The sequence below is a fragment of the Catelliglobosispora koreensis DSM 44566 genome (assembly GCF_000379685.1).
Taxonomy (GTDB): Bacteria; Actinomycetota; Actinomycetes; order Mycobacteriales; family Micromonosporaceae; genus Catelliglobosispora; species Catelliglobosispora koreensis.
Window position 1 is genome coordinate 85,232 of the sequence record NZ_KB903253.1, and the last position, 25,914, is coordinate 111,145.

20 protein-coding genes are annotated in these 25,914 nt (G+C 64.3%); 7 read left to right on the plus strand and 13 right to left on the minus strand.

What is annotated here, in order from left to right; translation table 11 throughout:
- Window positions 1-4: 4 nt before the first annotated feature.
- Window positions 5-1,234: an MFS transporter gene (locus tag A3E1_RS0114195; protein WP_020521442.1), complete on the minus strand. Its 1,230-nt coding sequence runs from the start codon at window positions 1,232-1,234 to the stop codon at window positions 5-7.
- Window positions 1,227-2,447, minus strand: a complete 1,221-nt coding sequence (locus A3E1_RS0114200; protein WP_020521443.1) for an aminotransferase class V-fold PLP-dependent enzyme — start codon at window positions 2,445-2,447, stop codon at window positions 1,227-1,229. The genes A3E1_RS0114195 and A3E1_RS0114200 overlap by 8 nt, the downstream gene beginning before the upstream one ends.
- Between A3E1_RS0114200 and A3E1_RS0114205 the strand changes: the two genes are divergently transcribed.
- Window positions 2,446-3,837 carry an aminotransferase-like domain-containing protein gene (locus A3E1_RS0114205; RefSeq protein ID WP_020521444.1) on the plus strand — a complete coding sequence of 464 codons (1,392 nt, stop codon included), beginning with the start codon at window positions 2,446-2,448 and terminating at the stop codon, window positions 3,835-3,837. The two genes, A3E1_RS0114200 and A3E1_RS0114205, sit on opposite strands and share 2 nt — an antisense overlap.
- Here the strand turns inward: A3E1_RS0114205 and A3E1_RS0114210 are convergent.
- Window positions 3,821-4,312 carry a DUF3145 domain-containing protein gene (locus A3E1_RS0114210; RefSeq protein WP_026208427.1) on the minus strand — a complete coding sequence of 164 codons (492 nt, stop codon included), beginning with the start codon at window positions 4,310-4,312 and terminating at the stop codon, window positions 3,821-3,823. The two genes, A3E1_RS0114205 and A3E1_RS0114210, sit on opposite strands and share 17 nt — an antisense overlap.
- Window positions 4,313-4,506: 194 nt before the next feature.
- Here A3E1_RS0114210 and A3E1_RS0114215 point away from each other — a divergent pair, with 194 nt between their 5' ends.
- The 4 genes from A3E1_RS0114215 (at window position 4,507) to A3E1_RS0114230 (ending at window position 10,269) form a co-directional block, all read left to right on the plus strand.
- Window positions 4,507-4,839 (plus strand): hypothetical protein, encoded by a 333-nt coding sequence (locus A3E1_RS0114215; protein WP_020521446.1) that lies wholly within the window; start codon window positions 4,507-4,509, stop codon window positions 4,837-4,839.
- A gap of 73 nt (window positions 4,840-4,912) precedes the next feature.
- The gene (locus A3E1_RS0114220) at window positions 4,913-5,557 is read left to right on the plus strand and encodes a DedA family protein (RefSeq protein WP_020521447.1); all 645 of its coding nucleotides are present in this window, start codon (window positions 4,913-4,915) and stop codon (window positions 5,555-5,557) included.
- Window positions 5,558-5,564: 7 nt separating this feature from the next.
- Window positions 5,565-7,679, plus strand: coding sequence for a HelD family protein (locus A3E1_RS0114225; protein ID WP_026208428.1), 2,115 nt, complete (start codon window positions 5,565-5,567; stop codon window positions 7,677-7,679).
- Window positions 7,680-7,731: 52 nt separating this feature from the next.
- Window positions 7,732-10,269: an ABC transporter permease gene (locus A3E1_RS0114230; protein WP_157631508.1), complete on the plus strand. Its 2,538-nt coding sequence runs from the start codon at window positions 7,732-7,734 to the stop codon at window positions 10,267-10,269.
- A 17-nt stretch (window positions 10,270-10,286) separates the two neighbouring features.
- On the opposite strand, the gene A3E1_RS0114235 is transcribed toward A3E1_RS0114230, so the two are convergent.
- The 7 genes from A3E1_RS0114235 to A3E1_RS0114265 form a co-directional block, all read right to left on the minus strand.
- Complete coding sequence (locus A3E1_RS0114235; RefSeq protein ID WP_020521450.1) at window positions 10,287-11,606, minus strand: HNH endonuclease signature motif containing protein; 1,320 nt, start codon at window positions 11,604-11,606, stop codon at window positions 10,287-10,289.
- 91 nt (window positions 11,607-11,697) lie between these two features.
- Window positions 11,698-12,981 (minus strand): serine hydrolase domain-containing protein, encoded by a 1,284-nt coding sequence (locus A3E1_RS0114240; RefSeq protein ID WP_157631509.1) that lies wholly within the window; start codon window positions 12,979-12,981, stop codon window positions 11,698-11,700.
- Between the two features lie 101 nt (window positions 12,982-13,082).
- Window positions 13,083-13,505 carry an SRPBCC domain-containing protein gene (locus tag A3E1_RS0114245; protein ID WP_020521452.1) on the minus strand — a complete coding sequence of 141 codons (423 nt, stop codon included), beginning with the start codon at window positions 13,503-13,505 and terminating at the stop codon, window positions 13,083-13,085.
- Window positions 13,489-13,809 carry an ArsR/SmtB family transcription factor gene (locus A3E1_RS0114250; RefSeq protein ID WP_020521453.1) on the minus strand — a complete coding sequence of 107 codons (321 nt, stop codon included), beginning with the start codon at window positions 13,807-13,809 and terminating at the stop codon, window positions 13,489-13,491. The genes A3E1_RS0114245 and A3E1_RS0114250 overlap by 17 nt, the downstream gene beginning before the upstream one ends.
- A gap of 45 nt (window positions 13,810-13,854) precedes the next feature.
- Window positions 13,855-15,876 carry a carbohydrate-binding module family 20 domain-containing protein gene (locus A3E1_RS0114255; RefSeq protein ID WP_026208429.1) on the minus strand — a complete coding sequence of 674 codons (2,022 nt, stop codon included), beginning with the start codon at window positions 15,874-15,876 and terminating at the stop codon, window positions 13,855-13,857.
- Between the two features lie 164 nt (window positions 15,877-16,040).
- Complete coding sequence (locus A3E1_RS0114260; RefSeq protein WP_020521455.1) at window positions 16,041-17,306, minus strand: hypothetical protein; 1,266 nt, start codon at window positions 17,304-17,306, stop codon at window positions 16,041-16,043.
- A 66-nt stretch (window positions 17,307-17,372) separates the two neighbouring features.
- Window positions 17,373-20,435: a penicillin acylase family protein gene (locus A3E1_RS0114265; protein WP_051105030.1), complete on the minus strand. Its 3,063-nt coding sequence runs from the start codon at window positions 20,433-20,435 to the stop codon at window positions 17,373-17,375.
- A gap of 188 nt (window positions 20,436-20,623) precedes the next feature.
- Here A3E1_RS0114265 and A3E1_RS0114270 point away from each other — a divergent pair, with 188 nt between their 5' ends.
- A complete protein-coding gene (locus tag A3E1_RS0114270; protein WP_020521457.1) occupies window positions 20,624-21,637 on the plus strand; it encodes an endonuclease/exonuclease/phosphatase family protein in 1,014 nt (337 codons plus the stop codon).
- A gap of 61 nt (window positions 21,638-21,698) precedes the next feature.
- On the opposite strand, the gene A3E1_RS40220 is transcribed toward A3E1_RS0114270, so the two are convergent.
- Complete coding sequence (locus A3E1_RS40220; protein WP_020521458.1) at window positions 21,699-22,157, minus strand: DUF6328 family protein; 459 nt, start codon at window positions 22,155-22,157, stop codon at window positions 21,699-21,701.
- A 104-nt stretch (window positions 22,158-22,261) separates the two neighbouring features.
- Here A3E1_RS40220 and A3E1_RS40225 point away from each other — a divergent pair, with 104 nt between their 5' ends.
- On the plus strand, window positions 22,262-24,319 hold the full coding sequence (locus A3E1_RS40225) for a family 20 glycosylhydrolase (protein WP_020521459.1): 2,058 nt from the start codon (window positions 22,262-22,264) through the stop codon (window positions 24,317-24,319).
- A gap of 76 nt (window positions 24,320-24,395) precedes the next feature.
- Here A3E1_RS40225 and A3E1_RS0114285 read toward each other — a convergent pair whose 3' ends face one another.
- Entirely contained in the window at window positions 24,396-24,755 is a 360-nt protein-coding gene (locus A3E1_RS0114285; protein WP_020521460.1) for a hypothetical protein, read from the minus strand.
- 285 nt (window positions 24,756-25,040) lie between these two features.
- A complete protein-coding gene (locus tag A3E1_RS0114290) occupies window positions 25,041-25,841 on the minus strand; it encodes a phytanoyl-CoA dioxygenase family protein (RefSeq protein ID WP_245571174.1) in 801 nt (266 codons plus the stop codon).
- Between the last annotated feature and the right edge of the window lie 73 nt (window positions 25,842-25,914).

Genomic DNA, 25,914 nt, shown 5'->3' on the forward strand with positions numbered 1-25,914 from the left:
TTTGTTATGCGGTGCGCAGACGGGTGACTGGGGAGAGCACTAGGGCGACGATGACGGCGGCGGAGCCTAGGGCGGCGACGGTGAGGGCGCGTTTGGCGCCGAGTTCGCCTGCGAGCAGGCCGGCGAAGAGTCCGCCGAGGGCTCCTCCTCCGAACAGGAGCGTGCGGAATGCCGCTGTCATCCGGCCCATCATTGTTTGCGGGGTGACTGACTGACGCAGACTGACGATGATGACGCCGGCGACCCCGAGTCCAAGGTAGGTAAGGAAGAACGAGGCGACGAACATCCCGACCATCATCTGCCGCGGGCCACCGGCGAGCACGATCAGGCTTGGACCCAGCAGCAGAGCCGACTGGGCCACCAGGTAAACGCGGCCCAGGGGAAACCGCCGGATCACCTTCTGTGAGATCAGCGCTCCCGTCAGGCCGCCCACGGAAGCGGCAGCCAGGATGGTGCCGAGCGTCGCCGAGCTCAGCCCCAAGTCACGGGTGCCGTAGAGCAGGAACATCGTCCACACCGAAATCATCGAGAAGTTGACGCAGAAGCCGATGAGCGCCAGCCAGCGCAGGATGGGATCGCGGATGACCCAGCGCATGCCGTCACGAAGTTCGGTGAGCAGATGGCGTTCCGCGACCGGTTCCGGCGCCTCTTCACGTGTGCGGATCACGAGCAATAGCACCGCTGAAAACGCATAGCTCACGGCATCGACGATGAGTGCCACCGGTGCGGTCAGCATGCTCACCAGCAAGCCTGCCAACCCCGGTCCAGCGATGTCCGCTGAGGACGAACTGACGCCCATCTTGGCGCTCGCCTCGACATAGTTGCGGCGATCCCGCACCAGCACGGGCACGAAGGCCATCCAGCTCACGTCGAAAAGAACCGAGGCGATGCCCACCGCCGCCGCGATCGCCAGCAGCACGACCAGATTGAGCCATCCCAGCCACCACAGCACCGGGATCAGTCCAATGAGGACCATCCGCGTGACGTTGGCTGCCAGCATCACGGGCTTACGGCGTACCCGGTCGACCCAAACGCCGAACACCATGGCCAGACCGAGGTAAGGCACGAGTTGCAGGAACCGCAGCAACCCCACCTGCTCATCAGTGGCGCCAAAGATGTAGATCGCGGTGAGGGGCAGCGCGAGGTTCGTGATCTGTGTGCCCAGCAACGATATGGTCTCGCCTGCCCAGAATTTCAGGAAATCCCTGTTGTGCCAAAGGCTTTGCTCAGCCATCGGCGCCAGTTCCCGCTAACTGGGCCACGGCGTCAGCGACGGCGGCGATTTCGCCGCCCGTGTTGTAGTAGTGCGGCGAAAGCCGAAGGCACCAGTCAATGTTCTTGTCCCCGAAGTCGAGCTGAGCGAACTCACGGAAACTCAACGCTGAGTTGATGTTTCGCGCGTCGAGCGCGGCTTTGAACGGCTGTGCTTCCCACCCCTCGATGGCAAACGTGACGAGCGCGCCCAGTTGTGGCCCGCGATCCAGGACGCGCACGCCTGGTATGACAGCGAGCTGGTCGCGTAGATCCGCGGCGAGGGCTGGGGTGCGGCGTGCGATCGCTGGCATGCCGACTTGGCGGGCATAGTGTGCGGCTTCGGCGCAGCCGAGCAGAGTTGAGTACGGAAACTCCCAGTCTTCAAAGCGTGCCGCGGTTGGCGCTGGCTCATACCGGTCGGGCGCTACCCAGCGCGAGCCATGCATGTCAATGAAAAGCGGCTCGTATCCGGCTTGCAGCACACGATCCGAGACGAAGAGGAAGCCGGATCCCCGTGGCCCGCGCAGGAACTTGCGGCAGGTCGCCGTCAGCAGATCGCAGCCGATCGCTTCAACGTCAAGTTCGTACTGCCCCAGGGACTGGCACGCGTCGACGATGTAGAGCAGGTCGAGCTCACGGCAGTGGCGTCCGATCTCGGCGACTGGCTGCACGAGTCCGGAGTTCGTCGGGATGTGTGTCGCGGCCACCAGACGCGGACGGTCCGTTCGCATCAGCGCGGCCATAGCCGCGACGTCAACACCGCCGCCCGGCAGATCGGGCGCGTGGACAATCCTGACGCCGAACCGCTTGCGCAGGGACAGAAACGCGATCTGGTTGGAGACGAAGTCATCGCGCGTGGTGAGGATGGTGTCCCCGGGCGAGAAGGGGATCGCCGATAGCGCTGTGGCATAGGCGTGAGTAGCACTGCCCGCGAATGCGATGTTCTCCGGCTTCGCGTTGATCAGAGCGGCGGTTTCGCGGTAGAACCCGGCTACCTGGTCAGCGCGCAGCGCGGAAGCCTCGTACCCACCGATGTTGGCTTCTAGGTTGAGATGTTCCAGCATCGTGGACAGCACCGGCTTGGCCAGCAGCCCGCAGCCCGCGTTGTTGAAGTGAATGACGTTGCCACAGCCGGGAGTGTCCGACCGTAGCGCTGCGATATCTAGATCAGTAGCGCTATCATGTTCTCTCATGGAGAACGATAGCACTTTCGCCGGGCTCATCTCCACGCTGCGTTCGGCCGTCGATGAGCTGTCTCCTGGCGACCGTCTTCCCAGCAGTCGCGTCCTGGTGGAGCGCTACCGGGTCAGCCCCGTGACAGTCGCACGCGCCGTGGCACAGCTAGCGGCGGAAGGAGCCGTGGTCACGCGACCCGGCAGTGGCACCTATGTCGCCCCACGGGCCCGCGCGGCCAAGGACACCATCGACACCGGCTGGCAGACGGTCGCGCTGACTGATCGCGCCGTGGACATCCGGTCGCTTTCGGACGCTCTCTCACCGGTGCTGCCGGGATCGATTCTCCTGGACGGCGGCTACCTGCACCGCTCGCTACAGTCCGGAAACGCGCTCAGCGCGGCTTTGGCCCGAGCCGGCCGGCGTCCTGACGCCTGGGAGCGCACTCCTCCCAACGGCCTGCCCGAGTTGCGGGCGATCTTCGCCGCGTATACCGGACTGGCCGCCGACGATGTCCTCATCACCGCTGGCGGACAGAGCGCACTGTCGATGGCCTTCCGTGCGATAGCCGCGCCCGGGAGCCCGATTCTCGTTGAGTCACCAACGTATCCGGGCGCGCTCGCTGCCGCTCGCGCCGCCGGTTTGCGGCCGGTACCCGTACCCATCGATGAGGAAGGACTGCGGCCGGATCTGCTCGCCGACGCCTTCGCGATGACCGGCGCGCGGGTCCTGTTTTGCCAGCCGTGCTATCAGAACCCAACGGGGGCAACGCTTTCAGCCGATAGGCGCAAGCAGATCCTCGACATCGCCCGCGCGAGTGGTGCCTTTGTCATCGAGGATGACTTCGCGCGGCACTTGGCACACCACGAGACCCCGCCGCGGCCGCTCATCACCGACGATCGCGACGGTCACGTCGTTTACGTGACGTCACTGTCCAAACCGGCCGCACCGAGCCTGCGGATCGGGGCCATCATCGCCCGTGGCCCGGTCATGGAACGCCTGCGGGCGATCCGCCAAGTCGACGACTTCTTCATCACGCGCCCGATGCAGGAGGCGACGCTGGAGCTGCTCAGCTCGCCCGCCTGGGACCGGCATCTGCGCGTGCTGTCAGTGGCGCTGCGGGACCGGTGCCGTGACCTGTCGCAGGCGATCGCCCACCATTGTCCAAACTGGACAGTGAGCCGCCCCGCCGGCGGCCTGCACTTGTGGGTGACCCTGCCGCCCGGCGTTGACGACACGGCACTGGCCAACGCCGCGCGGCAGCAACTAGTGACCGCCTGCGTGGGGCGGCGCTACTTCGCCGCCGAGCCGCCGGGTGCCTATCTCCGCCTGTCATTCGCCGAAGCGGCCGACTCCAGTGAGCTCGCGGAAGGGGCACGAAGGCTGGGCGCGGCTAGCCTGCGCGGGTAAGAAGGGTGATCGGGGCGCCCTCAGCGGCATACCGATAGGGCTCAAGCTCGGTGTCCCAGTCGGTACCCATAGCGGTGTCGAGCGCGAAAGACAGGGCTTCGGGGCTACGCGACTGCGCGATGATCGTGCGCAGTCGGTCTTCCCCGATCTGGATGTCCCCGGCCGCTCCCGTTGTCGCGCGAAACAGCCCACGAGACGGCACGTGCATGAACCGCTCGCCGTCGCAGCCTGGCGAGGGCTCTTCCGTGACCTCGAACCGGATCATCGACCACTGCCGTAGTTCGTGGGCGATTTGCGCGGCTGTGCCAGGACGGCCGGACCAGCCGCACTCGGCTCGGCGGGAACTTGGCTCGACCGGCTGCACCGTCCAGGGCAAGGACACTGGAATTGCCAGGGCACGCGACATCGCCCACTCCACGTGCTGGCACACAGCGAGCGGGCTCGAGTGGACGTATACAACGCCACGCGTCGGCACTTCGTTGACCTCCCGGACAAAGACAGGCACGTCTTCCCCTACGGCCTGACTTTTTCCCTCCGGGTGAGACCCATGATGACGGCGATAGCGGTGTGACGCCAGTGACGCGCCAAGATCTGGACCGACTTTTTCTTCTCCGGGGAGTGTCGTGTAAAGTTTCAGGGTCAATCGACTTTGCAATCAAGGAGCAGCACGTGGCGACAAGCACCTCAAAGACCGCGCGCGCGTCAGTCCGTGCCGGGCAGGCAGGCAAAGATGGCGCCCTGAGCGTGCTCGGTGAGTTCAAGTACCTCATCCCCCTCAACGGTGGCAAGCACGTCTACGTGCGCAACCTCACCAATGGCAAGACGACGCACCTGAGCACCACGTCGGATGCCTTCGTCGAGGAGATCCGCGTCCTGGCCGGTGCCGGTCACGCCGCGAAGATCCGCGCGGAGCTCGTCACGCTGAACGAGTCCTACCCGGCCCACGGCTGGGACGCGACCGAGAAGCGGCTTGCCGACGCGGGTGTGTTCGAGACCGCCTAAGCACGTAACATGAAAGGCCGCCCTGGCCGCCGATGCGCCAGGGACGGCCTTTATTTCTGCGAAGGGGCAAGCGGTGGAGCAGGTAACGCAGTGGCTGCAAGACTTTCCACCGATTGTCATCTATCTCATCGTTGGCGGCGTCATCGGCCTGGAGAGCATGGGCATCCCGCTCCCAGGCGAAATCACGCTCGTGAGTGCGGCCCTGCTGACCGTTAAGGGAGTCGGGACGCCGCTGGGTGTGGCGACTTTCGCCGCGGTCGGCGCGATCGTCGGTGACTCGATTGGCTATGCGGTGGGCAAGCGCGGCGGCCGCCCGATGCTGGAGCGCCTGGGCCGCAGATTCCCCAAACACCTCGGCCCTGCCCAGCTCGCGCGTGCTGAAGGCATGTTCGCGCGCTGGGGCACCTGGGCCGTCTTCTTTGGACGCTTCGTCGCCCTCTTGCGCATCCTTGCCGGGCCTATGGCTGGCGCCCTCAAGGTCCCCTACCGCAAGTTCCTCCTGGCCAACGCGACCGGCGGCCTGGTCTGGGCCTACGGAACGGTTTACGTCCTTTACTGGCTCGGTGAGGTGGCCGAGACGTGGCTCAAGCGGTTCTCCTGGGCAGCGCTCCTGCTGGCCGTCCTTTGTGGGGTAGCGACCACCATGTGGTTCAAGTACCGCGCGAAGAAGGCACTGGCGCAGCCCGCGCCGGAGCTAGCAGAGGATGCGGTCGGCTAGCAAGAAGATGAGCGACTCCACCTTGCACGATGAGATCGTCCTGGAACAGAAACATGTCGACCGGGTCTACTCCCGGCTAGCCAGGTTGCGCGCTGACGCCAAGCAGGCCGAAGCTGACGGCTACCAGCTGGCCAAGGTCGGCAACTTTGGCTCGCTGGTCGAGCGCGACGCGATGGTCTTCCACGCGGCGCGGCGCCGGCACACGTTTGACTCGCAGCACGAGGGCCTCGTCTTCGGCCGCCTTGACCTGCGTCCTGACTTTGAAGCCAGCGACGATCCGGAAGAGCAGGCCTGGGCCAACCGCGCCAGATACGTTGGGCGCCTTGGGGTCCGGGGCGAAGACGGCGAGCCACTGCTGATCGACTGGCGGGCTCCCGCCGCCGCCGCGTTCTACCGCGCCACGGCCGCCCGCCCCCTCGGCGTGATCCGCCGCCGGATGATCACCTCGTTCGGCGAGAAAGTCACCTCGCTCGATGACGATCTGCTCGACCCGTCGGCCGAAGCCGCAGCCGAGCTGCGTGTCGTCGGCGATGGTGCCCTCATGGCCGCGCTGAGCCGTGCCAAGGGGACGGGCATGCGCGACATCGTCGCCACGATTCAGCATGAGCAGGATCTCGCGATCCGCTCCCCCGCCAACGGTGTCACCGTCGTGGAGGGCGGTCCCGGCACGGGCAAGACCGCTGTGGCCCTGCACCGCGCCGCGTTCCTGCTCTACACCGACCGGCAACGGTTCGCCGGCGGCGGTGTCCTGATCGTTGGCCCGTCACCGGTCTTCGTGCAATACATCGAAACGGTTCTTCCCGCGCTCGGCGAGGATTCCGCGACTTTGCGCTCGCTCGGCCAGCTCGTCGAGGGTGTCAACGCGACCCGCGAGGAGACCGCCGCCGTGCGGGCCGTCAAGGGTTCGCTGCGGATGCGTAAGGTGCTGCGCCGCGCCGCGGAAGACGAGCCCGCCGACAGCCCCGACGGTCTGCGGATGCGTTATCGCGGCACCTGGCTCACGCTTTCCAAACGCGATGCCGAAAACATCAGGCGCAAAATCGGGCGAGGTTCGCGGCGCAACGAGGTCCGCGGCCGGGCATTCGGCGAGATTCTCGACCACCTTTTTTCGGGGGTACGCGATGAGCTGCGCATCGAGCAGTCAAGGTTCGATGACGAACTGTCCGATCACGAGGAATTTCGCACGTTCCTGAGAAGGTGGTGGCCGATCGTCACGCCCGCCACCGTGCTGAGCTGGCTGGGCGACCCGCGACGGCTGCGCCGTTATGCCGACGGCATCCTGAGCCATGACGAGCAGCGGCTCTTGGCTCGCAGCATCAAGAACGAGCCGAGCATCGACGATGTGCCGTTGCTCGACGAGATCGCCGAACTCATCGGCACACAGCCAAAACCCAAGGCCCGCAAGCAACGTCAACAGCAAGCCCTAGGTCTCGTAGGCGGACAGTCCCGCGAACGCGCCATCCGTGGCGCCGACTACCGCGATTACGCCCACGTCGTGGTCGACGAATCGCAGGACGTCACGCCCATGCAGTGGCGGATGATCGGCCGTCGAGGCGGGGCCGCCAGCTGGACGATCGTCGGCGACCCGGCCCAGTCGGCGTGGGCGGGCAACGCGGGCGAGCCAGCTCGCGCGCGTGACGAGGCCATCAGTTCCCGGGCCCGGCACGAGCACCGCCTCACGACGAACTACCGCAACTCGGCGGAGATCTTCGAAGTCGCGGCCGAAGTGATTCGCAAGGTCCAGCCTGATCTTCCGCTGCCCGTGGCTGTGCGCTCGACGGGCATCGCGCCTAAGCACATTCTCGTCGGCGGCGAAGACCTGCGTCCCACCGTGGTCGCGGCGGTCACCGAGCTGCTCAGCGAGGTCGAAGGCACCGTGGGCGTCATCGCCCCCGAGGCTCAGGCTCGCGACCGTATCAAGTCGTGGCTGCGGCACGGGCTGCCCGCTGAGGCGCTCGAAGCACGCGTCAGCGTGGTGACCGCGCTGGCGGCTAAGGGTATGGAGTACGACGCGGTCGCTCTGATCGAGCCGGCCGGGGTCGAGAACGCCCGCACGCTTTATGTCGCCTTGTCCCGGGCGACGCAGCGCTTGACGACCATCGCGACCAGACAGTGGCGTTGATCCGACAGACGGCCTATCGATCTCAAGGCCGCCCTGTTGGCAGACTCTACGGGTGAGATTCCCCCTCCTGCGGACGGTTTGGTCTGGCCTGCGTGTCCAGGCCGGGCGGCTCATGCTGACGGCTGCCGCGATCGCTGGCGGGGCGGGTTTCCTGTCGGGCACCTTCGTCTACGCCGACACGGCCACGGCCGCCTTCTATGACGCGCTGGCGCGCTCAGCCCGCAACGTCGATATCGTCGTCATGCCGCCCAAGGATGACGACCTCGCCCGGATCGACGGGCAGACCGCCGCCGCGATCGCCGGGTTGCCGCAACTGTCCGCTGTGGACACTCGGGTTAGCGAAGTGTTCGGTCTGCTCGACCAGCACGGGCGGCTCATCTCCAACTATGGCCAGGCCGGTTATGCCATCAGCATTGGTGACGTCGCGGAACTGCGGCGCTTTGATCTCGTGGACGGGCGCTTGCCTGCCAGTCCCGGCGAAGTGGCCGTCGACCGCGCGACCGTCGAGCGGCACGGGCTGAAACTAAACGGGGTAGCCGAATTCGCCACTGACGACGGCACCGTGCACCGCATGACCATCACGGGTCTGCTCGACTTCGGTATCCACCGCGGGATCTCTGGGCTGTCAGTCGCCGCTTTGCACCCATCCGACCTGGAACGCCTCGTCAAACCGGCTGGTGCCACGGAAGTCGTCGCGCGGGTCGCTCCGGGGACCTCACCGTCGGAGGCCCGCGACGCCGTACAAGCCGTTGTCCCTCAAGGTTTCCGGGTCTTGACCGGCGACGCGTGGCGCCATCAGCTCGCCGTTGACGCCGGGAAGTATGTCGACGGCTTCCACCAGATCCTGTTTGGCTTCAGCCTGATCGCGCTCGCCGTGGCGGTGTTCGTCATCTACAACACGTTCACGATCCTGACCGCGCGGCGCTACCGCGAACTGGGCATGTGGCGCTGCCTCGGCGCGAGCCGCAAACAGGTTGGCCTTCTCGTGCTCGCTGAGGCCGCCGGCCTGGGCATCGCTGGCTCGCTGGCGGGTGTGCTTGTCAGCGCCGCGATCGGCTGGGGCCTTGTCATCGGGCGCGGCGCGACCGGCGGCACCACCGTCCCGGATCACTCGCTTGTGTTGCGGCCCTTCCCTATCCTGCTTACCTTCGCCGTCGGCGTACTAACCGCGGTCGTCGCCGCTCTCCTGCCCGCATGGCGCGCGGCTCGGATCTCGCCGCTGCAAGCACTGCAGATCGCTCCTTTGCGCGAGCTGCGTCCCGCTGGCCGCCACGCGTTCTTGCGAGTCGCGGCTGCCCTGGCGTTGGCCGCTTTCGCCGCCTGGCTCATGCGCCGGGGACTTCCGTGGGGCTTTGACGGTCTGCCGTGGGTCTTCGGCGGAGCCGTGATCCTGTTCGGCGGACTCATCCTGCTGCTGCCCGTTGTCATCGGCCCGCTAACGGTGGCGGCAGGCTGGTTGCCGTCCAAGCTGTTCGGTGCGAGTGGACGGCTCGCCCTCGGGCAAGCCCGCCACCAACCCCGCCGCGCGGCAGCGACCGCTAGCGCTCTCATGGTGGGCGTCGGCGTCCTCGCCACGGTCAGCGTGCTGCTCGCCACCGCCTCGGAGCAGGCTCGCAAGGAACTCAACGAGAACTTCGCGGTCGACTTTCAGCTCACTTCAGTGGACGTCAAAATGGGCAACGGCAAGGCGACCGTCCCGCCCGCGCTCATCACCGCGCTACGGGACAATCCCGCTTTCGCCGCCGTCACCGGTGTCCGCGGCGAGCTAGGCACCGTGAACAACTCAGGCATCTACATTTGGTCGGCACAGGAACTCACGGGACCGTTTCTGCCCGAGGTGCTCCACGGCTCGATCGATGAGCTAGGCAACGGAAACGTCGCCATCGACCGCAGCTATGCCGACGAGCGCGGCACCAAACTCGGTGACACTCTGGAGATTGACAACGGGAAGTTCACGGTCGTCTCTATCTATGACGACGCGCCAAACACCGCTGTCGTCCTTCTTAGCTGGGACGACTTCGCCGCCCTGCACGGACAGTCCGCTCCGGAAGCCATCATCCTTTCCCTGGCACCAGGTTTGACCGCCGCTCAGGGACAGGCTGTGCTGGATGGAGTGCTTACTGAGTACCCCCTGATCGAAGTTTCTGGAAAAGCTCAGGCACGCGCGGAGCTGACGGAAACCTTCGACCGGCTGCTCGGGATTTTCACTGCCCTGCTGGGGGTTTCGCTGTTGATCGCGGTGTTTGGCATCGGCAACACGCTGGCACTCTCGGTGTGGGAACGCACGCGCGAGTCGGCGACGTTGCGTGCGCTCGGCCTGAGCCGGGCTGGCCTGCGAGCGATGCTGCTGCTCGAGGCGATCCTCATGGCCATCGTCGGCGGCGGTGCCGGGCTCGTCTTCGGCGGAGCCGTGGGATGGGTCGCTTCGCTTGGCTTGATTAGCTTCTACGGGCACGGCTCACCCGTTGTCCCGTTTGGACAGTTCGCGCTCTACCTCGCGGTCGCCGCACTGGCGGCAGCCGTGGCCGCCCTTCTACCCGCCCGCCTGGCAGCCCGCGCCTCCATCACCGCCGGCCTCGCCTCTGAATAACCTGAATCGCCGCTTACCTACGGGGGTTCGGGTTCGACTTCGTAGATCCGGCCGAGTGGGCTTCGCCAGACATAGCCGCCTCGCTTCGTGCGGCGGTAGCGCCAGCCGCCTTCATGCCTAGCACGGTGGTGATAGCGGCACAGCGGTGCGAGATTGCACGGTTCGGATCGCCCGCCTCTGACCCAGCTTTGCCGGTGGTCGAGATCGCATCGTGAAGCGGGAACACGGCAACCAGGCGCACGGCACCTCCGGTCGCGTGCCCGCACGATCCTTGCGACTTCAGCCGTCGCCCGACGAGCTTCCGCTGTGCTCTCCACCTGCCGACGGCGAACCTCGGCCTTGTCTCCTGGCACCGTCATGCGCTCGGTCGGTTGACTGCGGCTGGCAGTTCCGCCGCACCGTGTCTGTTCGCGGTCGCCGGAATTGCTCTGCCGAGAAGCCTGCGTTGCGGTGCCGGGCGACGAACGCTGTGGGCGCTGGAGGTCTGGTTGCGTGGGGCGGGCGCGGGTGGTGCCGTGAAAGGCTTCGGCAGTCTCTGGGTCGTGGACAGTGTAGGTCCACGACGCTTTTCCTTGCTGCGCCGCGACTTTTCGGGCCACGTCGGCGATCACGGGACCGTAGCCAGCGAGGTCGCCAGGTGTCTCGGCTAGTTGAGTAAGCATCTGCAGCGATGCCGTCAGCTCGACGATGCCACCGCGACCGCTGGAAGGCTTGCCCGACAACAGGTCTAGGAAGATGTCCGCACGCAGCTGACCCATCGAGCGTGTGTCGCCATTCGCGCGAGCCAATCGAGCTTGGGTGTGGACAGCGTTCGCAGCGGCACGGGCTCTGTCGGCAGGCAGATCTAGCCCGAGCAAACTGGCACAGCCATCGCGATCGGGCTCGAAGACAAGGCGTCGTGAGGCAGTCTTTTGCTTGTGGCGCATGGCTGCCGCATCGGGATCCGTGCTGAGAACGAGACGGGCGAGCTTCGCGCGCAGCTGGCCCGTAGTAAGGCGAAGTGCTTCGGGCAGCAACTGGTCGCACACGTGACCTGCGGTGTCGCGGGGCAGGACTCTTGTCTCCTCACAGAACACGCGGGCCTTCGGCAGGTCGATGGCGCCGCGACTCAGCGAGCTGTAGACGTTAGGCAGCTCAAGCATTTCGCGAGCGAGGGCAAGCTTCGCCGTAGCGGCTTGACGCGACCAAGCGACTGCGGAGGCGACCTCCATCGGCGCAAACTCACGCACAGGAGTGACTTCTTCGACCAGCGTTAGCGCCTTCAGCACGCGCGCCTCAGCCGAAGCGGCGGCACGGACAGCGGCGATCAGTTCGTCAACCGCCCCCTCAACCGCCACACCAGAATTCTAAGCAACCGCGACGACAATTCCCCGCCGCGATTCCAGCGGAAAACCGCATAGCCGCAAGCCTTCTCGGCATCTCACCGCACTAGCGAGCGGGTGGTGGCTGGAAGGGGTGGCCGAGTGCTTCGGAGAGGCCGACGAAGACGCGCGTGGCTGGAGCCGAGCAAGGCAGGTCGGATGGATTGTCTGACAGCGTTGGAGATTCGGTGCAGCCGCCGGAGGCGATGTCGCTGTTGACCATCACGACCACGGAGGTATCCGTTGTGGTGTCGTAGAACTGCGAGGTGTTGAAGCCGGGCAGTTCGCCTGTGTGGCCGACCCAGCCATCGAAGCAGCCAAGGGCGATGCCATAGCCGGTTGGTTCGGGCCAGGAGGTTAGCCGCTCGACTTGCGTTTCGGGCGACAGGAGTCCTTGGCCCGTCCCGAGAGCGCGGTTGTACGTGAGGATGTCGCCAAGGGTCGAGATCATGCCGCCGGCGGTCCAGCCGAAGGAAGGGCTCCAGTTGGTGGCGTTGATGGGCACGCCTGGTTCCTTGGCTCCCTGCAAGGTGTAGCCCTGCGGGTGCGGTGCCGGAATTTCCAGTGACACATCGGGGAGCGAGGTTTCGGTCAGGCCCAGCGGGTCGTAGACGCGTTGCTGGAAGACTTCCTGAACCGGCTGGCCGGTAACGGATTCGATGACTTTTCCGAGCAGGATCGTGTTGGTGTTGGAGTAGTTGAACTGAGCACCGGGCTCGAAGATGGGCGATGCCGCGACGCCGTAGGCGATCAGTTCGTCAGGCGTGAACGTCGTTTCGGGGTTCCCGAAATAGCGTTCCAGGAACGGCTCGGTGTAGTAGGTCGAGATTCCGCTGGTCATGTTGGCCAGTTGCCGGAGCGTGATCTGGTCGCCGTTCGGGATGCCTTGGTAGTACTTGTCTATCGGGTCATCCAGGGACAACTTCGCTTCCTGGGCGAGCTGCAAGAGCACGGTGCCGGTGAAAGTCTTGGTCACAGAACCGATGCGCATGTGCATGTCGGTCGACATCGGCGCCTGGATTTCTGGGTTGGCATAACCGTAAGCCGCCGTCCAGGTTCCCTGTGGGGTGCGAACGCCAACAAGAGCACCGGGAGCGGCTGCTTCGGCAAACGAAGCTTGCGCGGCCGCGTCCAGTTTGGACACCAGATCCGCGGGTAGCGTGGCCGACGGGGATCCGGGGGCCTTAGAGGCCACGCTGGCCGGGTCCGCGACGCACTGATCAGCCACAACCGCGGCGGCAGGATTGGCCGCGGGTGCAACCGTGGCTGATGCCGCGGACGGCACGGCCGCTCCGAGCGAAATCGCAAGGCACAACACTGCGGAAAGGGCCAACCCCCGTCGGGTCCACATGCCGCAACCATAGGCAATAGCTGATGAGCCCCAACGGTGTTTCGCCGAATCTGGTCCGTTTGGCTGACGCGAAACCCCGGCACACCAACCGAAACGAACCTTTACACCCCAGACGTGAAGCAGCCGAGGACGAAATCCCAGCCGGAGTCGTAGTTGTCGCGTGCCGCCGCGTCGCGTGCTTCCCAGCCTGTGTGCACGAGCTCGACGCGGGTTCCGGTGCCGTCAGCGGTGAAGCTGACTTCGACCTGCGTGGCTTCGCTGGCTGTGCGCCCCGGGTGCCACGTGAACGCCACGACGGCGGGCGGATCCCACTTGGTTACCGTTCCCCAGACGCTGGTGGTGTTGTCCCGTAAGGTTTCCACGATCTCGCCGCCAACGCGGCCTTCGAGCGTGACATCTGTGGCGTCAGCTGCCCCGACCGAGTGAGTGGCCAAGGGCCACCACTCCCCCATGCGCGCGGTGAACAAGGCGAACGCGCGGTCTGGCGCGACCTGAACACGGACAGTCTTAATCAGCGGTTCCATCGCTACTCTCCTTATCGGCGAAGGCGGCGAAACTTTCCAGCGCCGTGCCCCAGAAGTCGTCGAGCCAGTCCCGCAACACGGTCAGCCCACGGGAGTCGACGCGATAGAAGTTGCGCGTTCCCACGGTTTCGTGCGCGACCAGTCCCGACTCCTGGAGCACGCGCAAGTGCTGCGACACCGCGGGACGGCTGACGGGCAGCCGCGCGGCCAGCTCGCCGACGGTGACCGGACCTTCGCGCAGCAGCTCAAGGATGCTGCGCCTAGTCCGGTCACCGAGTGCGTCCAGCACTTGGTAAGTCTCCACGAACCGTAAGTTACCACTTACCGTTGGCGGAGACAACAGCCCAAGCTACTTCCAGGTCGTGGAAATCGTGGCGGCGCAGGGACTCGTGCCGGTGGAGTAAGTGCGGTTGGCGCCGCTTTCCCACACAACACCGCCCGAGCCGTCCTTCTTGATGAATTTGAATTCGAAAGCCGTGCCCGGCGGGATATTGATAACCCCGCGCCACAGTGGGTACGCAGCAGAGCTCAGCAAAGGCGCCGATCCCGTGTTCCAAGACGACAGCGGAGCGATGCTGCCCACGACATGCACGTTCTGTCCCCACGTCGTGGTCGCGTTCACCTCAAACGTCACAGCGATCGAGGTGCACGATGAACCTGGCCCGTTCCACGTTTCGGCATAGGCCACCGAACAAGCCGTCGCCGTGCTGTGACTGCGATTCGGGTCGTATTCCCACGTGACGTTGCCGGCGGCGTCCTTGCGGATGTACTTGTATTGGTACGTCGTGTTGAACGGAATGTTCACCGTGCCCGGAACGGGAATCGCGGCGGCCGTGTTCCAGCTGCCCAATGCTGGGATGGAGCCGACGATGTAGGCGTTCTCGCTGAAACTAAACGTGGTCGCCGTTGAGGTGCACCCGGTAGGAGTTGGCGTCGGTGAAGGTGTGCCGCCACTGAGAGCACCAACGTGCAGCGCGATCATCCCGTTGGCCGGAACGGTTGCCGTGAACTGACCGCCGCTGACACTGATGACTGAGCACCCGTCCAGAGCCACGTTGCAGTAGTTGCCGTTGGGCAACTGCGTGCTAAACGTTGTGCTCCAAGCGCTTCCAGACCGGTTGAAGGCAGTGTGACCCTTGTTGCCGCGACCAAAGGCGATCCGGTTGGATTGCGGCGACGTCCAGTTGGTGACCGCCGTGCCGTTGACCTGATTGTGGAATCCAACCAGGTTCGCCACGACCGTACGCCGGTGCTCGCACTCCCAGCCCGCACCGCACGTGACCTGATTGGTGATCCCGCTGCCGTTGGCTGGCGGGCCGGCTTCATTGTTCGTGAAACTGAAGCTGCTCATCAGCTGTGGCGTGCCATAGGGATAGGCAAGGCTGAAAGCCTGTGCCAGCGCGTGGGTCTGGCCGTCCTTATAGGTCAGTCGCGCCCGGCCGTTGCGCTGGGTGTCGTGATTATCCACGAAATTGACCGCGTCACCGTGCGATAGCAGCATGCCGCCGAAGTCGTTGAGACCGCTCAAGTTGGCGTCCCGGAACGCGTTGCCGACCTTATCGCCGTAACGGAATTCGGTGACGTCGCCGAGGCCGGTGTATTCGCTCGGGCTGATTTCGCCGGGTCCGCCTTCAATGACTTCGGAGAAGATGTACGGGCTGCCGGACAGTCCGCTCAAGACGGCCTGCAGATCGGCGACGGGAGTGTGCTTCGCCGCGTCGATCCGGAATCCGTCAACGCCAAGGCCGATGAGGTCGTTTAGATAGGCGGTGAGTTTGCCGCGCACGTGAGACGACTCCGTCTTGAGGTCAGACAGATCGACGAGTTCACAGTTCTGCACTTCCCAACGGTCCGTCCAGCTGCGAATGTCGTCGTTGCCGTTGCGGCCGCAGTGATGGAAGTCGTCGAAACCATAAGGCACGGCAGGATAACTGTATTGCGTGTAGGTGCTGCCAGCACTTCCCGGGCCAGTCGACGCCCCGCCTGCCATGTGGTTCACGACAGCGTCGACGTAAATCTTCACGCCCGCGGCGTGGCACGTCTGCACCATGCTCGCGAACGCGGCTCGGTCACCACGTCGTGACACGATTTGATAGCTGACCGGCTGATAGTCCTGCCACCACGGGAAGCCGTGGCCAGGCAACACGACGTGCTCCTGGGGCGGGGAAACTTGGACCGCACCAAAACCCTTGGGCCCCAGCACATTCGTGCATTCGGAAGCGATCGACGTCCACGGCCACTCAAACAGATGCACGATGACGTCGCGGGGACCAGGGTTCGCATCCACTTTGGCTTCAGTAAGCGTTGGTATGAATAGCACGGCCGCGGCTGCCGTAGCCACGGCGGCCATGACGGAACGAGGGACGGACATGGAGCCTCCTCATTGGAAACTCTTGCGAAAGTTTCACCGAGGTTAGCCCCGCGTTGCGGAGATGTGAAGAGTCGCTGAGCTGGGCCTTTCAGTTTCAGCCGCAGGTAATAGGTGGTGCCGCAGGTCGGGCTTATGGCGTACCAGCAAAATCTTGCAAAGATCTTTTAGCGAGGGCGAGTGAACCTCTCTGATGCCGGCACCACGAGCAAGACGAGGGTGGCGATCGCGGCGAGGGCGATGAGACCACGGATGGCGAACCACGCCATGAAGACGAATGGTCCGGCGAGCGTGTCGTCCAGCCCCAAGAGCGGCGAACCGCAGGGGCACAACGCGGCGAACAAGACGAGTCCGGAAAGGACAGCCAGGCCAAGGCGCGCCGGATCGGCACCTCGGCTGACCTGCTTGGCCAGGACGACCGCGATGGCGCCGGCCAACAGCGCGGCAGCGACTTCGGCGGCACCGTAAATCGTGAACATAGCAAGGCTGCCGTCTACATCCGTGGGCGTCAGTTCGGGATCGGCCGCCAGGAGTTCGTCGCCGAACACCCGCATCAGCACGAGATCGGCCACGGCGGTAAGCACACCAAGCAATACACCGGCATAAGTTGTCCACACGGCGATAGCGATGGTGAGTGGGCGCGATGGTTTCACCTCGGCGCGAATCTCAAACCGTCCTGTGAGACGGTCGTGTTCGGCTTCGGTTCCGATCGCGGCGCGGTCTTCTGGATGCTCGGCGTACCAACGGATCGCGTCGGCGATTAGCCAGCGATGGGTCTTGGTTTGCAGCGGCAGCGTCGGCGCCGTCGTCGGCCCCATGCTGGCTTGAAATCCGCGCTGCTGAACGAGATCGGGCCGGACGATCGCGAGCCGGATTTGCTGGCCATTCCAGCCCAGCGACGGCCGCGGCGGCCCACCGGAAGCCAATGCCTCCCAAGGGATAAAGCGATGGGCGAACGGTGTCGTGACACCAATGCCTTCGGGCGTCAGCTCCGTCCCACCCGGACGCAACGCTGTGCTGGCGATGAGCACGCCGAGGGCCAGGAAGGGAAGTACACACGCGATGCTGACAACCGTGAGCGTCAGCCGCACCGGCGGCGGGGTGTCGGGGGCGAGCAACCCGTGCCCGCCAATGAGCATCGAGATCGCGGCCGCGACAAGCGTCAAGGTCCCGATAGCGGGCAGCAGCGGATCGCTCGCGGGAATCAAGCGAAAGCCGGACGCCGTGATCTGAAAACGGATCTGCCGGCGGTTAGCCCAAATCAGCGGAATGTTGGCGAAAGATATCACGATCGATAGTCCGAAGAGGACGAACGCGACGAGCGAACTTGCCGGAAACGCTTCGGGGGGCTGCACCGCCTGTGCCCAGATGCCAGCCACCACAACGGCTAACAGGACGCCACCGGTCACGGCGATGGCGGTGCGCTTCGTCATGCTGCTGGTATAGCACCTTTGAGCAAACTGGTGGGGCCCGCCTCTGAGAGCGGGCCCCACTTTGCTTCACTTCGCGTAGATATCGAATTCGTATAGTGAGAATCCGTAGGACGTCGCCCGCGTCACGCCATACATCCGCACGTAGCGGGCATTGACGGCGTTGAACTGGACGTTGTCGGTTCCTCCATTGCCGGCGGTGGTCGAGAAAACCGTTGTCCACGTTGAATTGTCAGTGGACACCTCAATCCGGTAGGCCGTGGCGTAGGCCGACTCCCAGTTCAAAATCACGCGTTTGACACTCTGCGCTGAGCCAAGGTCCACTTTGAGCCACTGGTTGTTGCTCCACGAACTCGCCCACCGGGTGCCATCGTTGGCATCGACAGCTTTGCCCGGCGTGTGACTCGTGAGGAACTGTGTGCTCGACGCACTAGCTGACTTGTTGTGCGCGAGGTTGGCGATATTGTCGCCGCGCCGCGCGGGGAACTGCACGACCTGCTGATAGGTCGGGCGGTTCTGCCAGCTGATCGGGTCTTGCCCGATGCCGCCGAGCGCCGAATGAATGATGGTGTCCGCGCACCACTGGTCGCCTGCGGCGCAATCACCATCGCCAGGATAAACCTGATTCGCTGGTACTCCGGCCGCCTGCGTCAGGCTGGTGAGGAGCGCGTTGCGGCAGTTGGCCAGATCGCCGTTGCCACAATAGGTCGCGGCCAGCGGTCCGCTCACGGGCTGCCCGAGAACAGAGCGCAGATCTTTCGACACGTAGCCCCACCATCCATATTGGAACGCGGAACCCTTATGCGGCTGACCGTGATCCGATGGCGACTCGTCCACGCCGAGCGCGTTGGTTAGCGATCCGTAGAGTTCCGCGCCCAACGCTGGCTTGAACATAGCCTCCACGAGCTTTGGCCACCAGGCGTCCAGGATTCTGATGGCGTCAGCGTGCTGATACACCTTGCTTCCCGGGCTTGTCTCGGTGCGGCGGCCGCCCGCGTTCAGCCACGCCTCCAGTTTGGCGACGTTGGGATCGCCGGTGGGCTTGAGGATTTGCAGCAGCAACGGGAGCAACGATGTCGCTCGCAGATCCTCGTGCGCGGCCGCTTCCGCTATCTTGACCACCGCCGCGCGGTCGAGCTTTTGCCCGTTCGCTATGCCTGCCTTGACTTTCTTGTCCAGCAGATCGCCGCGGTGCACAGGGCCGAAGCTGAAGTTTCCGTCGGAGGCGCTGTAATCCTTGGCCTGCTTGTTGTTCCAGGAGATGTAATAGTCCTGGTTCACCGACTGCGGATGCGCGCTGGCAGGCGTGTACTGAGCGGTGTTGTTCTCCGGGTTCCACCCGGTCCACTCATTGGCCTGCGTTGCCGCGATCGGCAGGTTCGGGTCAACGTGCGCTGGACGCACCGGGTTTGAACCCGAGTTGAAGTACGCCGCTTCGCGTGAGTTGACATAGAACCAGTTGAACGCGTAGCCAATGTTGTGCGCCGAGTTCATGAACGCGCTCGCGGTGCCCATTTGCGCCGGGTCGTTGAACATCTGGAACCCGATCGCCGAGTCCGCCTCGTGCCGGTAGGTCGAGCGCAGAGAGGCGAACGCCGTCGGGACACCGTTTACCATGCCGCGCCACAACACCAGGCCGTACCTGGTGCGATACGTGATGAGGGAATACGATCCGGCCGGGGTGCCGTCGGCGAGCGTTGGTGTCCAAGAGTTGTCTTGGCGCAGCACGTCCATCGGGGTGCAGACACCACGGAACTTGTAGACGTTACTGTTGATGTCTCCGCAAAGCTCTACGGCGTACGTGTCGGTGATGTCCTGACTCGCACTCGTGGCGCTCCACGCATAATCTTGCCCGCGTCCTAATTGGACATAGAGATTGACTCCGGCGAAGGACGCGCCCCGTGCGCTGATGCCCGGGCCCTGAAGCTCTTGCAGCATCAGCAGTTGCGGCGAGAAGTAGGCCGTCTGCGGCCCAAATACCGCGATCGGGTTGCCGGTCGTCGTGTGCGCTCCGGAGACGACAACGGCGTTCGACATACCCCTTCGCTGCTCCGTCAGGGTTTGCGCGCTCGCGCCGCCGGTTTGGTTATACACAACGGGGACCGGATGCGCCGTGCCTCGATCCGGCAGCACGGTTCCGCTCGGGCTCGCCGGCGTCTGGCCATACGGGAACGATTGCCCGTTGTGTAGCGTTTGCACGGTCTCCGGGTCGTTCTGCTCCCGGAACGCCCGCCAAACCTGGTCACCCACGACCGGGCCGTACTTGATCCGGGCTTCGACACGCACCAGCGCCGAGCGCATCTCAGCCCCGCCGCCCCCGCCGAACAGCCCGCCCACGACACCGCTGATCGCGACGACGTCAGTCACCTTAAACGGCACCGGGCCACCCTCGTTCGTGATCGCGTCCAGGTGTCCGGTCAGGACATACTCCCCTGGGCAATTCACGGGCCGCGCCGCCATGCATTGAGCGATGTAGGCATTGACGCCGGCGATGTATTCCGTGATATCGCTGTAGAGCAGTTGCCCCCGCGGACCGCTATCGCGCAGCGCGTCGACCTGCGCCTGCAAGTCAGCCTCGGTGTAGGGCGAGTTGCGCCAGACCTGCTGCTCCAGCGCCTGATTGCCGGGCGCCCCGCCAGCGAACGAGGTCAGGTTTCCCCGGCCGACGTGCCGAAGCAGGTCCATCAGGAACAGCCGGTCATTGGCACCGGCGAACCCGGCCCCAAACATCGTGCCGCCACGTGTCGTCCCATAGATGTGCGGGACGCCCGTTGCCTTATCACGCACGATCCTGACATCGGACCGCGGCGTAATCGTGCTCTCCACCTGCGACGCGGGCACGCCGAAGGAGGCATCGTTGTAGAACTGCCCAATCTGCTCGTTCGTCAGCCCCGTATAGGCGCTGAGCAGGTTGTTGTATTTCGCGATCTGATCCGCGTTGTGCGGAGGTTTCAGGCCGAACGCCTGTGCCGCAAGGATTTCCGCCAACGTAGCGTTCCCATTCTGCCCGGGCGGCAGAATATCGTCACACTGATCCAGGCAGAAGTCATTGGGCTGCAGATATGCGCTGGCAGCGACAGCCGGGGCGGCGGGAGCGAGCACCAATGCACTGGTGACAAGCACAAGCGCCATTCCGGCCCGCGTCACTTTGCTGAACACGGGCTATCCCCTCTCGGGACGGTGTATGTGAAGGGTGCTCACATCCTAGGGATGACCCCACCGTCTACAACAGAGGGAAATTCATCTTTGCCGGTCTAGCACACGCTGCAGAAAATTAGAACCTGTTGCAATTTTGATCGAGTATCTTAAGATCTTGACTCATGAAATCTGTTCACCGCATACTGCGGATACCTCTCGCCCTGGTCATAGCCTCGGCGGCCGTCCTATTCGGACAGTCCCCGGCTCAGGCCGCGCCACCACCACAGTCGGTCAATGGCTGGCTTCAGGTCTGGAACTACAACACGGCACGCATGTCGACCGGCCCCGACACCGACTGGCGCCAATTCATTTACTACATCACCGATGCTGGCCGGGTCAGCTACCGCCCCGACATCGTCACCGTTCAGGAAGTAGGCACCGACTATCTGAACCTCCCGGGCTGCGAGAACATCGCGAACCTGCTGCAATCGCGGACCGGCGAGGACTACCACTGCTACGAGACCAACGACACCGGTGGATCCTCAATCGTCTACCGGACCGGCAGGCTCTCCAAAGTTGGCGAGGCTACGATCCCGCTCAAGTACCGCGAGTTCGAGTCCGAGACCGACTGCAAGAACAGCACCTGGACGGCACAAGCCCTGAGGCTTTCAGACGACAAGGTCGCCGGGAAGTACGTCAACGTCGCCTCGGTGCACCTTCCCTACAACGGGAACGCCCAGGACGCTGACTGCGCCTGGGACAACTCGAAGATCATCAGCTCCGCGCTGGCCAATCTCGGCTCATCGCAGATGCAGATCATGGGCGGCGACTGGAACCACGTTGACGCGGCCGTCAGCGGCACCTCGGTGAACTGGGAGTGCTGGTACGAAGGGACTACCACCACCGCGGGCGGTGCACTCGGCAACTGCGGCGGTTCCAACCTCGGCTGGAAAGACCCGCAATACCGCAAGTGCGACGAGACCAACGACGGCGCGTACAACATCTGGAAGTGCATGGACAACGTCCACCGCACCCACGGCGGCACGAGAATCGACTTCCTGCTCGCGAAGGCGCACACCGCCTCCGGCTCGGGCACCGTCGACTATTACCAAGCCTGGCAAGCCGCTGGCAGCCCAGGCGGGCCCCAGAAATACTCTGACCACCGTGGTCAGGGCGCCGCACTGAAGTACTACTAGGTCCACAAGAGACAGCCGCCCTGCGAGGCAGGGTGGCGGCGGCTGTCTCCCGGCATGTGCTTTAGTCGCGGTCGACCGCTGGAAGCACATACCAGAGCAGCACGTAGACGAGAACCGTTGCGGCGCAGAGTATCGCGGCCCAGGTGAGGCCCGCTACCACGTCGATCACGAGGAACACCGCACCAGACAGAGCCACGAGGAACGCGCCGAGCCCAGCCTGCGCCAGCGTCGATGCCGTGGTCACGAGTTGCGGCTTACGCCCTTGCCGGAACACCTGCCGGTGATAGCTCACGGGAGCGATAAGAAGCGCCATGGAGGCCGTGGCGGCTAGCAGCGTCAGAACATAAACAACCTTGTCAACGCCGTCAATCTCCCCGAAGCGGTTGTAGAACGGCAGCGTCAACAGGAACGCGAACAGAATCTGACCGCCGGTCTGCGCTACCCGAATCTCCTGCAACAGTTCGGCAAATCGCCTGTCCCACTGCTCTTTACTGTCATCCTGCAGCCCGCCATCCTTCATCCACTTTCATTACCCGGCCAAGTGTGCCGGTAACCGCCGCATACCTTGACAGCCTCAAATCTTTCAATAAAGTTTACTAATAAATTCTCGAACTCGGAGGCATCATGGTTTTCCGGCGTTCGCGCGCCGCCGTCGGGGCCAGTGCGCTGGTCATCGCCGGGGCAGCAATGTGGACGATGGTGGCGGCCCCGGCCACTGCCGCGATTGGTTCCCTTGGCCATTTAGTCCCTGTGCCTGCTTCTGTTCAGGCGACAGCGGGCGTGACCTACACCCTGCCGTCATCGGCAAGCATCTTCACGGGCACCGGTGCTACCGAGGTCGGCAACTATGCCGCCTCGATTCTGCGCCGTTCCACCGGGTACGCGTTGCCCGTGACCACGGCACCCGGTACGCCCACGAGCGGGATCAATCTGCTGCTCAGCGGTGCGGACCCGTCCGTCGGCACGGAAGGCTACACCCTCGACATCACCGCCTCGATGGTTGTCATCCGCGCACAAACCGCCGCCGGACTTTTCTATGGCGTGCAGACATTGCGGCAGATCATGCCGGCTGAGATCGAAGCGGCGACGGTCCAAGCCGGGCCTTGGCAGATCCCAGGCGTCCGTATTGTCGACAAGCCACGTTTCGGTTATCGCGGCACGATGCTAGACGTAGCAAGGCATTTCCATCCGGTCAGCACGATCAAGGAGCACATCGACCGGGTCGCGCTGTACAAGATTAACCAGCTGCACCTGCATCTTTCAGATGACCAGGGCTGGCGGATCGTCATCGACTCCTACCCACGGCTGGCGACCCACGGTGGTTCCACGCAGGTTGGTGGCGGGCCGGGCGGCTACTACACCAAGGCACAGTTCCAGGACATCGTCGCCTATGCGGCGTCACGGTTCATCACGGTGATTCCCGAGATCGACATGCCGGGACACACCAACGCCGCGTTGTCTTCTTATGCCGAACTGAACTGCAACAACACCGCACCGCCCCTCTACACCGGCATTGAAGTCGGGTTCTCTTCCTTGTGTACGACGAAGGAAGTCACCTACACGTTCGTGAACCAGGTTCTGGGCGAGCTCGCGGCGATGACGCCGGGGCCGTTCCTGCACATCGGCGGGGACGAAGCCAACGTGACACCAGCGGATCAATACGCCACGTTCATCAACCGGGTTCAGCCGATGGTGACCGCGCGAAGCAAAGCCGTGATGGGCTGGCACCAGATCGGCGCTTCTGCCGTGCAGCACTCGTCAAACCGGGTAGTGCAGTACTGGGGACTGTCCACATCAGACAGTCTCGTATCCACTGCCGTGTCACGCGGCGCGAAGGTCGTCATGTCCCCGGCCAACAAGGCTTACCTGGACATGAAGTACAACTCGTCGACCCCGCTTGGACTTTCGTGGGCTGGACTCATCGAGGTGCAGACCGCCTATGAGTGGAACCCGGGGACGCACTTGAGCGGCGTAGCCGAATCCGCGGTCCTCGGCGTTGAAGCTCCATTGTGGACAGAAACAATCGTCACACCGGAGCACGTCGAATACATGGCGTTCCCGAGGCTGCCAGCCATCGCGGAACTCGGCTGGTCGCCGTGGTCCACACACAGCTGGACCTCCTTCCGCACCAGGCTCGGCGCGCATGGCCCGCGCTGGACCATCATGGGAATTGGCTACTATCCCTCGACGCAAATCCCTTGGGGCCCACCGGCATCGCCAACCGCGTCGCCGACGGCCAGCCCGACCACAAGCCCCACAACGAGTCCGACGTCCAGCCCACCTCCGGGAGGCGGGATTGTCAACGGAGGCTTCGAGTCCGGCTCACTCAGCCCGTGGACCGGCGGTCAGTGCAGTGTCGTGACGAGCCCGGTGAAGTCCGGAACTCGCGCGCTGCGTGGCGCGACATCGTCGTCAGACAACGCCAGGTGTCAGCAAGTCATTGCGGTGCAACCGAACCGGACGTATCAGCTGCGCGCCTTCGTCAACGGTTCTTACATTTTCCTAGGCGTTGCCGGCACCGGAACCACTGACACGAACACCTGGACGCCGGGAACCGGAGGCGCCTACTCCCAACTCAGCGTCGGCTTCACCACCGGCCCGAGCACCACTTCGGTGACGGTCTACCTCCACGGCTGGTACGGCCAGCCGGCCTACCACGCCGACGACGTCACCCTGTCCTAACCCATCGCTCACCCGTGATCCACATCCCCACAGACGTGATCAAAGCGCCTTTCGATCACGTCTCCACGGATGTGGATCACGCTTTGGGCTGTGGATCATGCTTAAGTCCCGCACCAAGGCACGCGACGACGCCGGAAAGATCGGGCGCGAGGAAGAGCTGGAAGTGGTAGCCCGCAGGCCCGTCATCAACGTACCCGAGCGCAACTTCAGGACCCTCAAACCGCCCGAGCGCCTCAGCCGCCTCATCCATCCCCATCGCGGGCACATTTCGCTTACGCGCCAACGCCGCCCGGAGCGAGTAAATCCTGGCTAAAGCCTTACGCTCGACCAGTCCGGGCCAGATCTCGAATCTGGCGCCGGCCAGCAACGCCTCACGGCAAAGCTCGAACACCTCGCCGTCACGAGACAGCAAGCGGGCCAGTTCAACGCGCCTCACAGTAATGCACACACCACGCTGCTATCGAGCAGCAATCGGGTCAGCTCAGTGCGCTTCATCAGAGGTCCTCAACAGCCCGGGAAGCGCGGACCTTGACGGCCTCGCGGGAGGGACGGTCGCGCCCACGACGGACATCGGAAATATTTGTTGCCCTTAAAGGTTTTTCAAGCCTGACCCCCGAATTAAGCCAGGCATATTTTCTTCCTGACATGGCGCGGCCCCTCGCCGTTGACTTACGGTCAACAAGAGGGGCCGCAACGCAGCTCAGGGAGGAAATAGGCCGGATTAATTGCCGTCGTTGCCGGCCCACTTGGTTAGCCACCGCGGGTCGGGCTCGACCGACTTCGGCAGGAAGCGGAGGTCGACGGACATGCGCATCGCGTCGGTCTGGGTGTCGAGCGACGCGTGCACCAGGTGAGGCGAGTGGATGGCGACGTCGCCGGCCTTGTAGTCGGCGTAGAGCCAGCGGCCGCCGAGTTGTTCCTGGGTCCAGCCGAGGTCATGGCTGATGGGGCGCAGGTCGCCGGAGCGGTCCGTGCGCTTGCCCTTGAGCACGTCTAGCTTGGACTTCTCGATGGTGTGTGAACCCTCGAGGTAGGTCAGGCCGCCGGACTCAGGCGGGCAGTCGCCGATGGGGAGCCACATGGTGATGATGCTGGCGGAGCCGCGGTCCATGTAGTCGAAGTCGGTGTGTGCGCGCGAGGACAGCGGGCCCTTGTTGAAGTGGCGCACGATCTGGCGCGGCAGCTGGAAGACCTCGTCCTCGCCGAGCAGGATCTGCGCGAGGTTGGCCAGCTCGGGTGAGGCGGCGAAGTCCTCGAAATACGGCGAGCGGACCAGTGTGTGAGCCGGGTGGCCTTCGACGCCGTGGGGCAGGGCGTTGGCCGGCGCGGAGCCGGACCAGATGCCCGCGGAACGATCGGTGCCGGAGGCGAAGTAGGCGTCGTCGAACATGCCGAAGTAGTGGCCGCGCAGGTTGATGACCTTCTCGCGGTCGAGCACTCCGCGCAGGTAGACGTAACCGTCCTGCTGGAAGCGGTCCCGCAGCGCAGCGGGGTCGTTCAGCAGAGCTGTGCTGTCCTGCATCGGTGCAAAGTGCTCGGAGTCGGTTGGAACGGGAACCCCGTTCGAAAGAACCTGCATTACCTCAGTCCTTCGC

What these genes read in the sequence shown, in the direction of transcription:
- A3E1_RS0114225 (WP_026208428.1), top strand. Translation starts at nt 5,565, where the DNA reads ATGAGCGACTCCACCTTGCACGATGAGATCGTCCTGGAACAGAAACAT.
- A3E1_RS0114195 (WP_020521442.1), bottom strand. Translation starts at nt 1,234, where the DNA reads ATGGCTGAGCAAAGCCTTTGGCACAACAGGGATTTCCTGAAATTCTGG.
- A3E1_RS0114265 (WP_051105030.1), bottom strand. Translation starts at nt 20,435, where the DNA reads ATGGCGCTTGTGCTTGTCACCAGTGCATTGGTGCTCGCTCCCGCCGCC.
- A3E1_RS0114290 (WP_245571174.1), bottom strand. Translation starts at nt 25,841, where the DNA reads ATGCAGGACAGCACAGCTCTGCTGAACGACCCCGCTGCGCTGCGGGAC.
- A3E1_RS0114260 (WP_020521455.1), bottom strand. Translation starts at nt 17,306, where the DNA reads ATGACGAAGCGCACCGCCATCGCCGTGACCGGTGGCGTCCTGTTAGCC.
- A3E1_RS40220 (WP_020521458.1), bottom strand. Translation starts at nt 22,157, where the DNA reads ATGAAGGATGGCGGGCTGCAGGATGACAGTAAAGAGCAGTGGGACAGG.
- A3E1_RS0114205 (WP_020521444.1), top strand. Translation starts at nt 2,446, where the DNA reads ATGGAGAACGATAGCACTTTCGCCGGGCTCATCTCCACGCTGCGTTCG.
- A3E1_RS0114200 (WP_020521443.1), bottom strand. Translation starts at nt 2,447, where the DNA reads ATGAGAGAACATGATAGCGCTACTGATCTAGATATCGCAGCGCTACGG.
- A3E1_RS0114240 (WP_157631509.1), bottom strand. Translation starts at nt 12,981, where the DNA reads ATGTGGACCCGACGGGGGTTGGCCCTTTCCGCAGTGTTGTGCCTTGCG.
- A3E1_RS0114245 (WP_020521452.1), bottom strand. Translation starts at nt 13,505, where the DNA reads ATGGAACCGCTGATTAAGACTGTCCGTGTTCAGGTCGCGCCAGACCGC.
- A3E1_RS0114255 (WP_026208429.1), bottom strand. Translation starts at nt 15,876, where the DNA reads ATGTCCGTCCCTCGTTCCGTCATGGCCGCCGTGGCTACGGCAGCCGCG.
- A3E1_RS40225 (WP_020521459.1), top strand. Translation starts at nt 22,262, where the DNA reads ATGGTTTTCCGGCGTTCGCGCGCCGCCGTCGGGGCCAGTGCGCTGGTC.
- A3E1_RS0114270 (WP_020521457.1), top strand. Translation starts at nt 20,624, where the DNA reads ATGAAATCTGTTCACCGCATACTGCGGATACCTCTCGCCCTGGTCATA.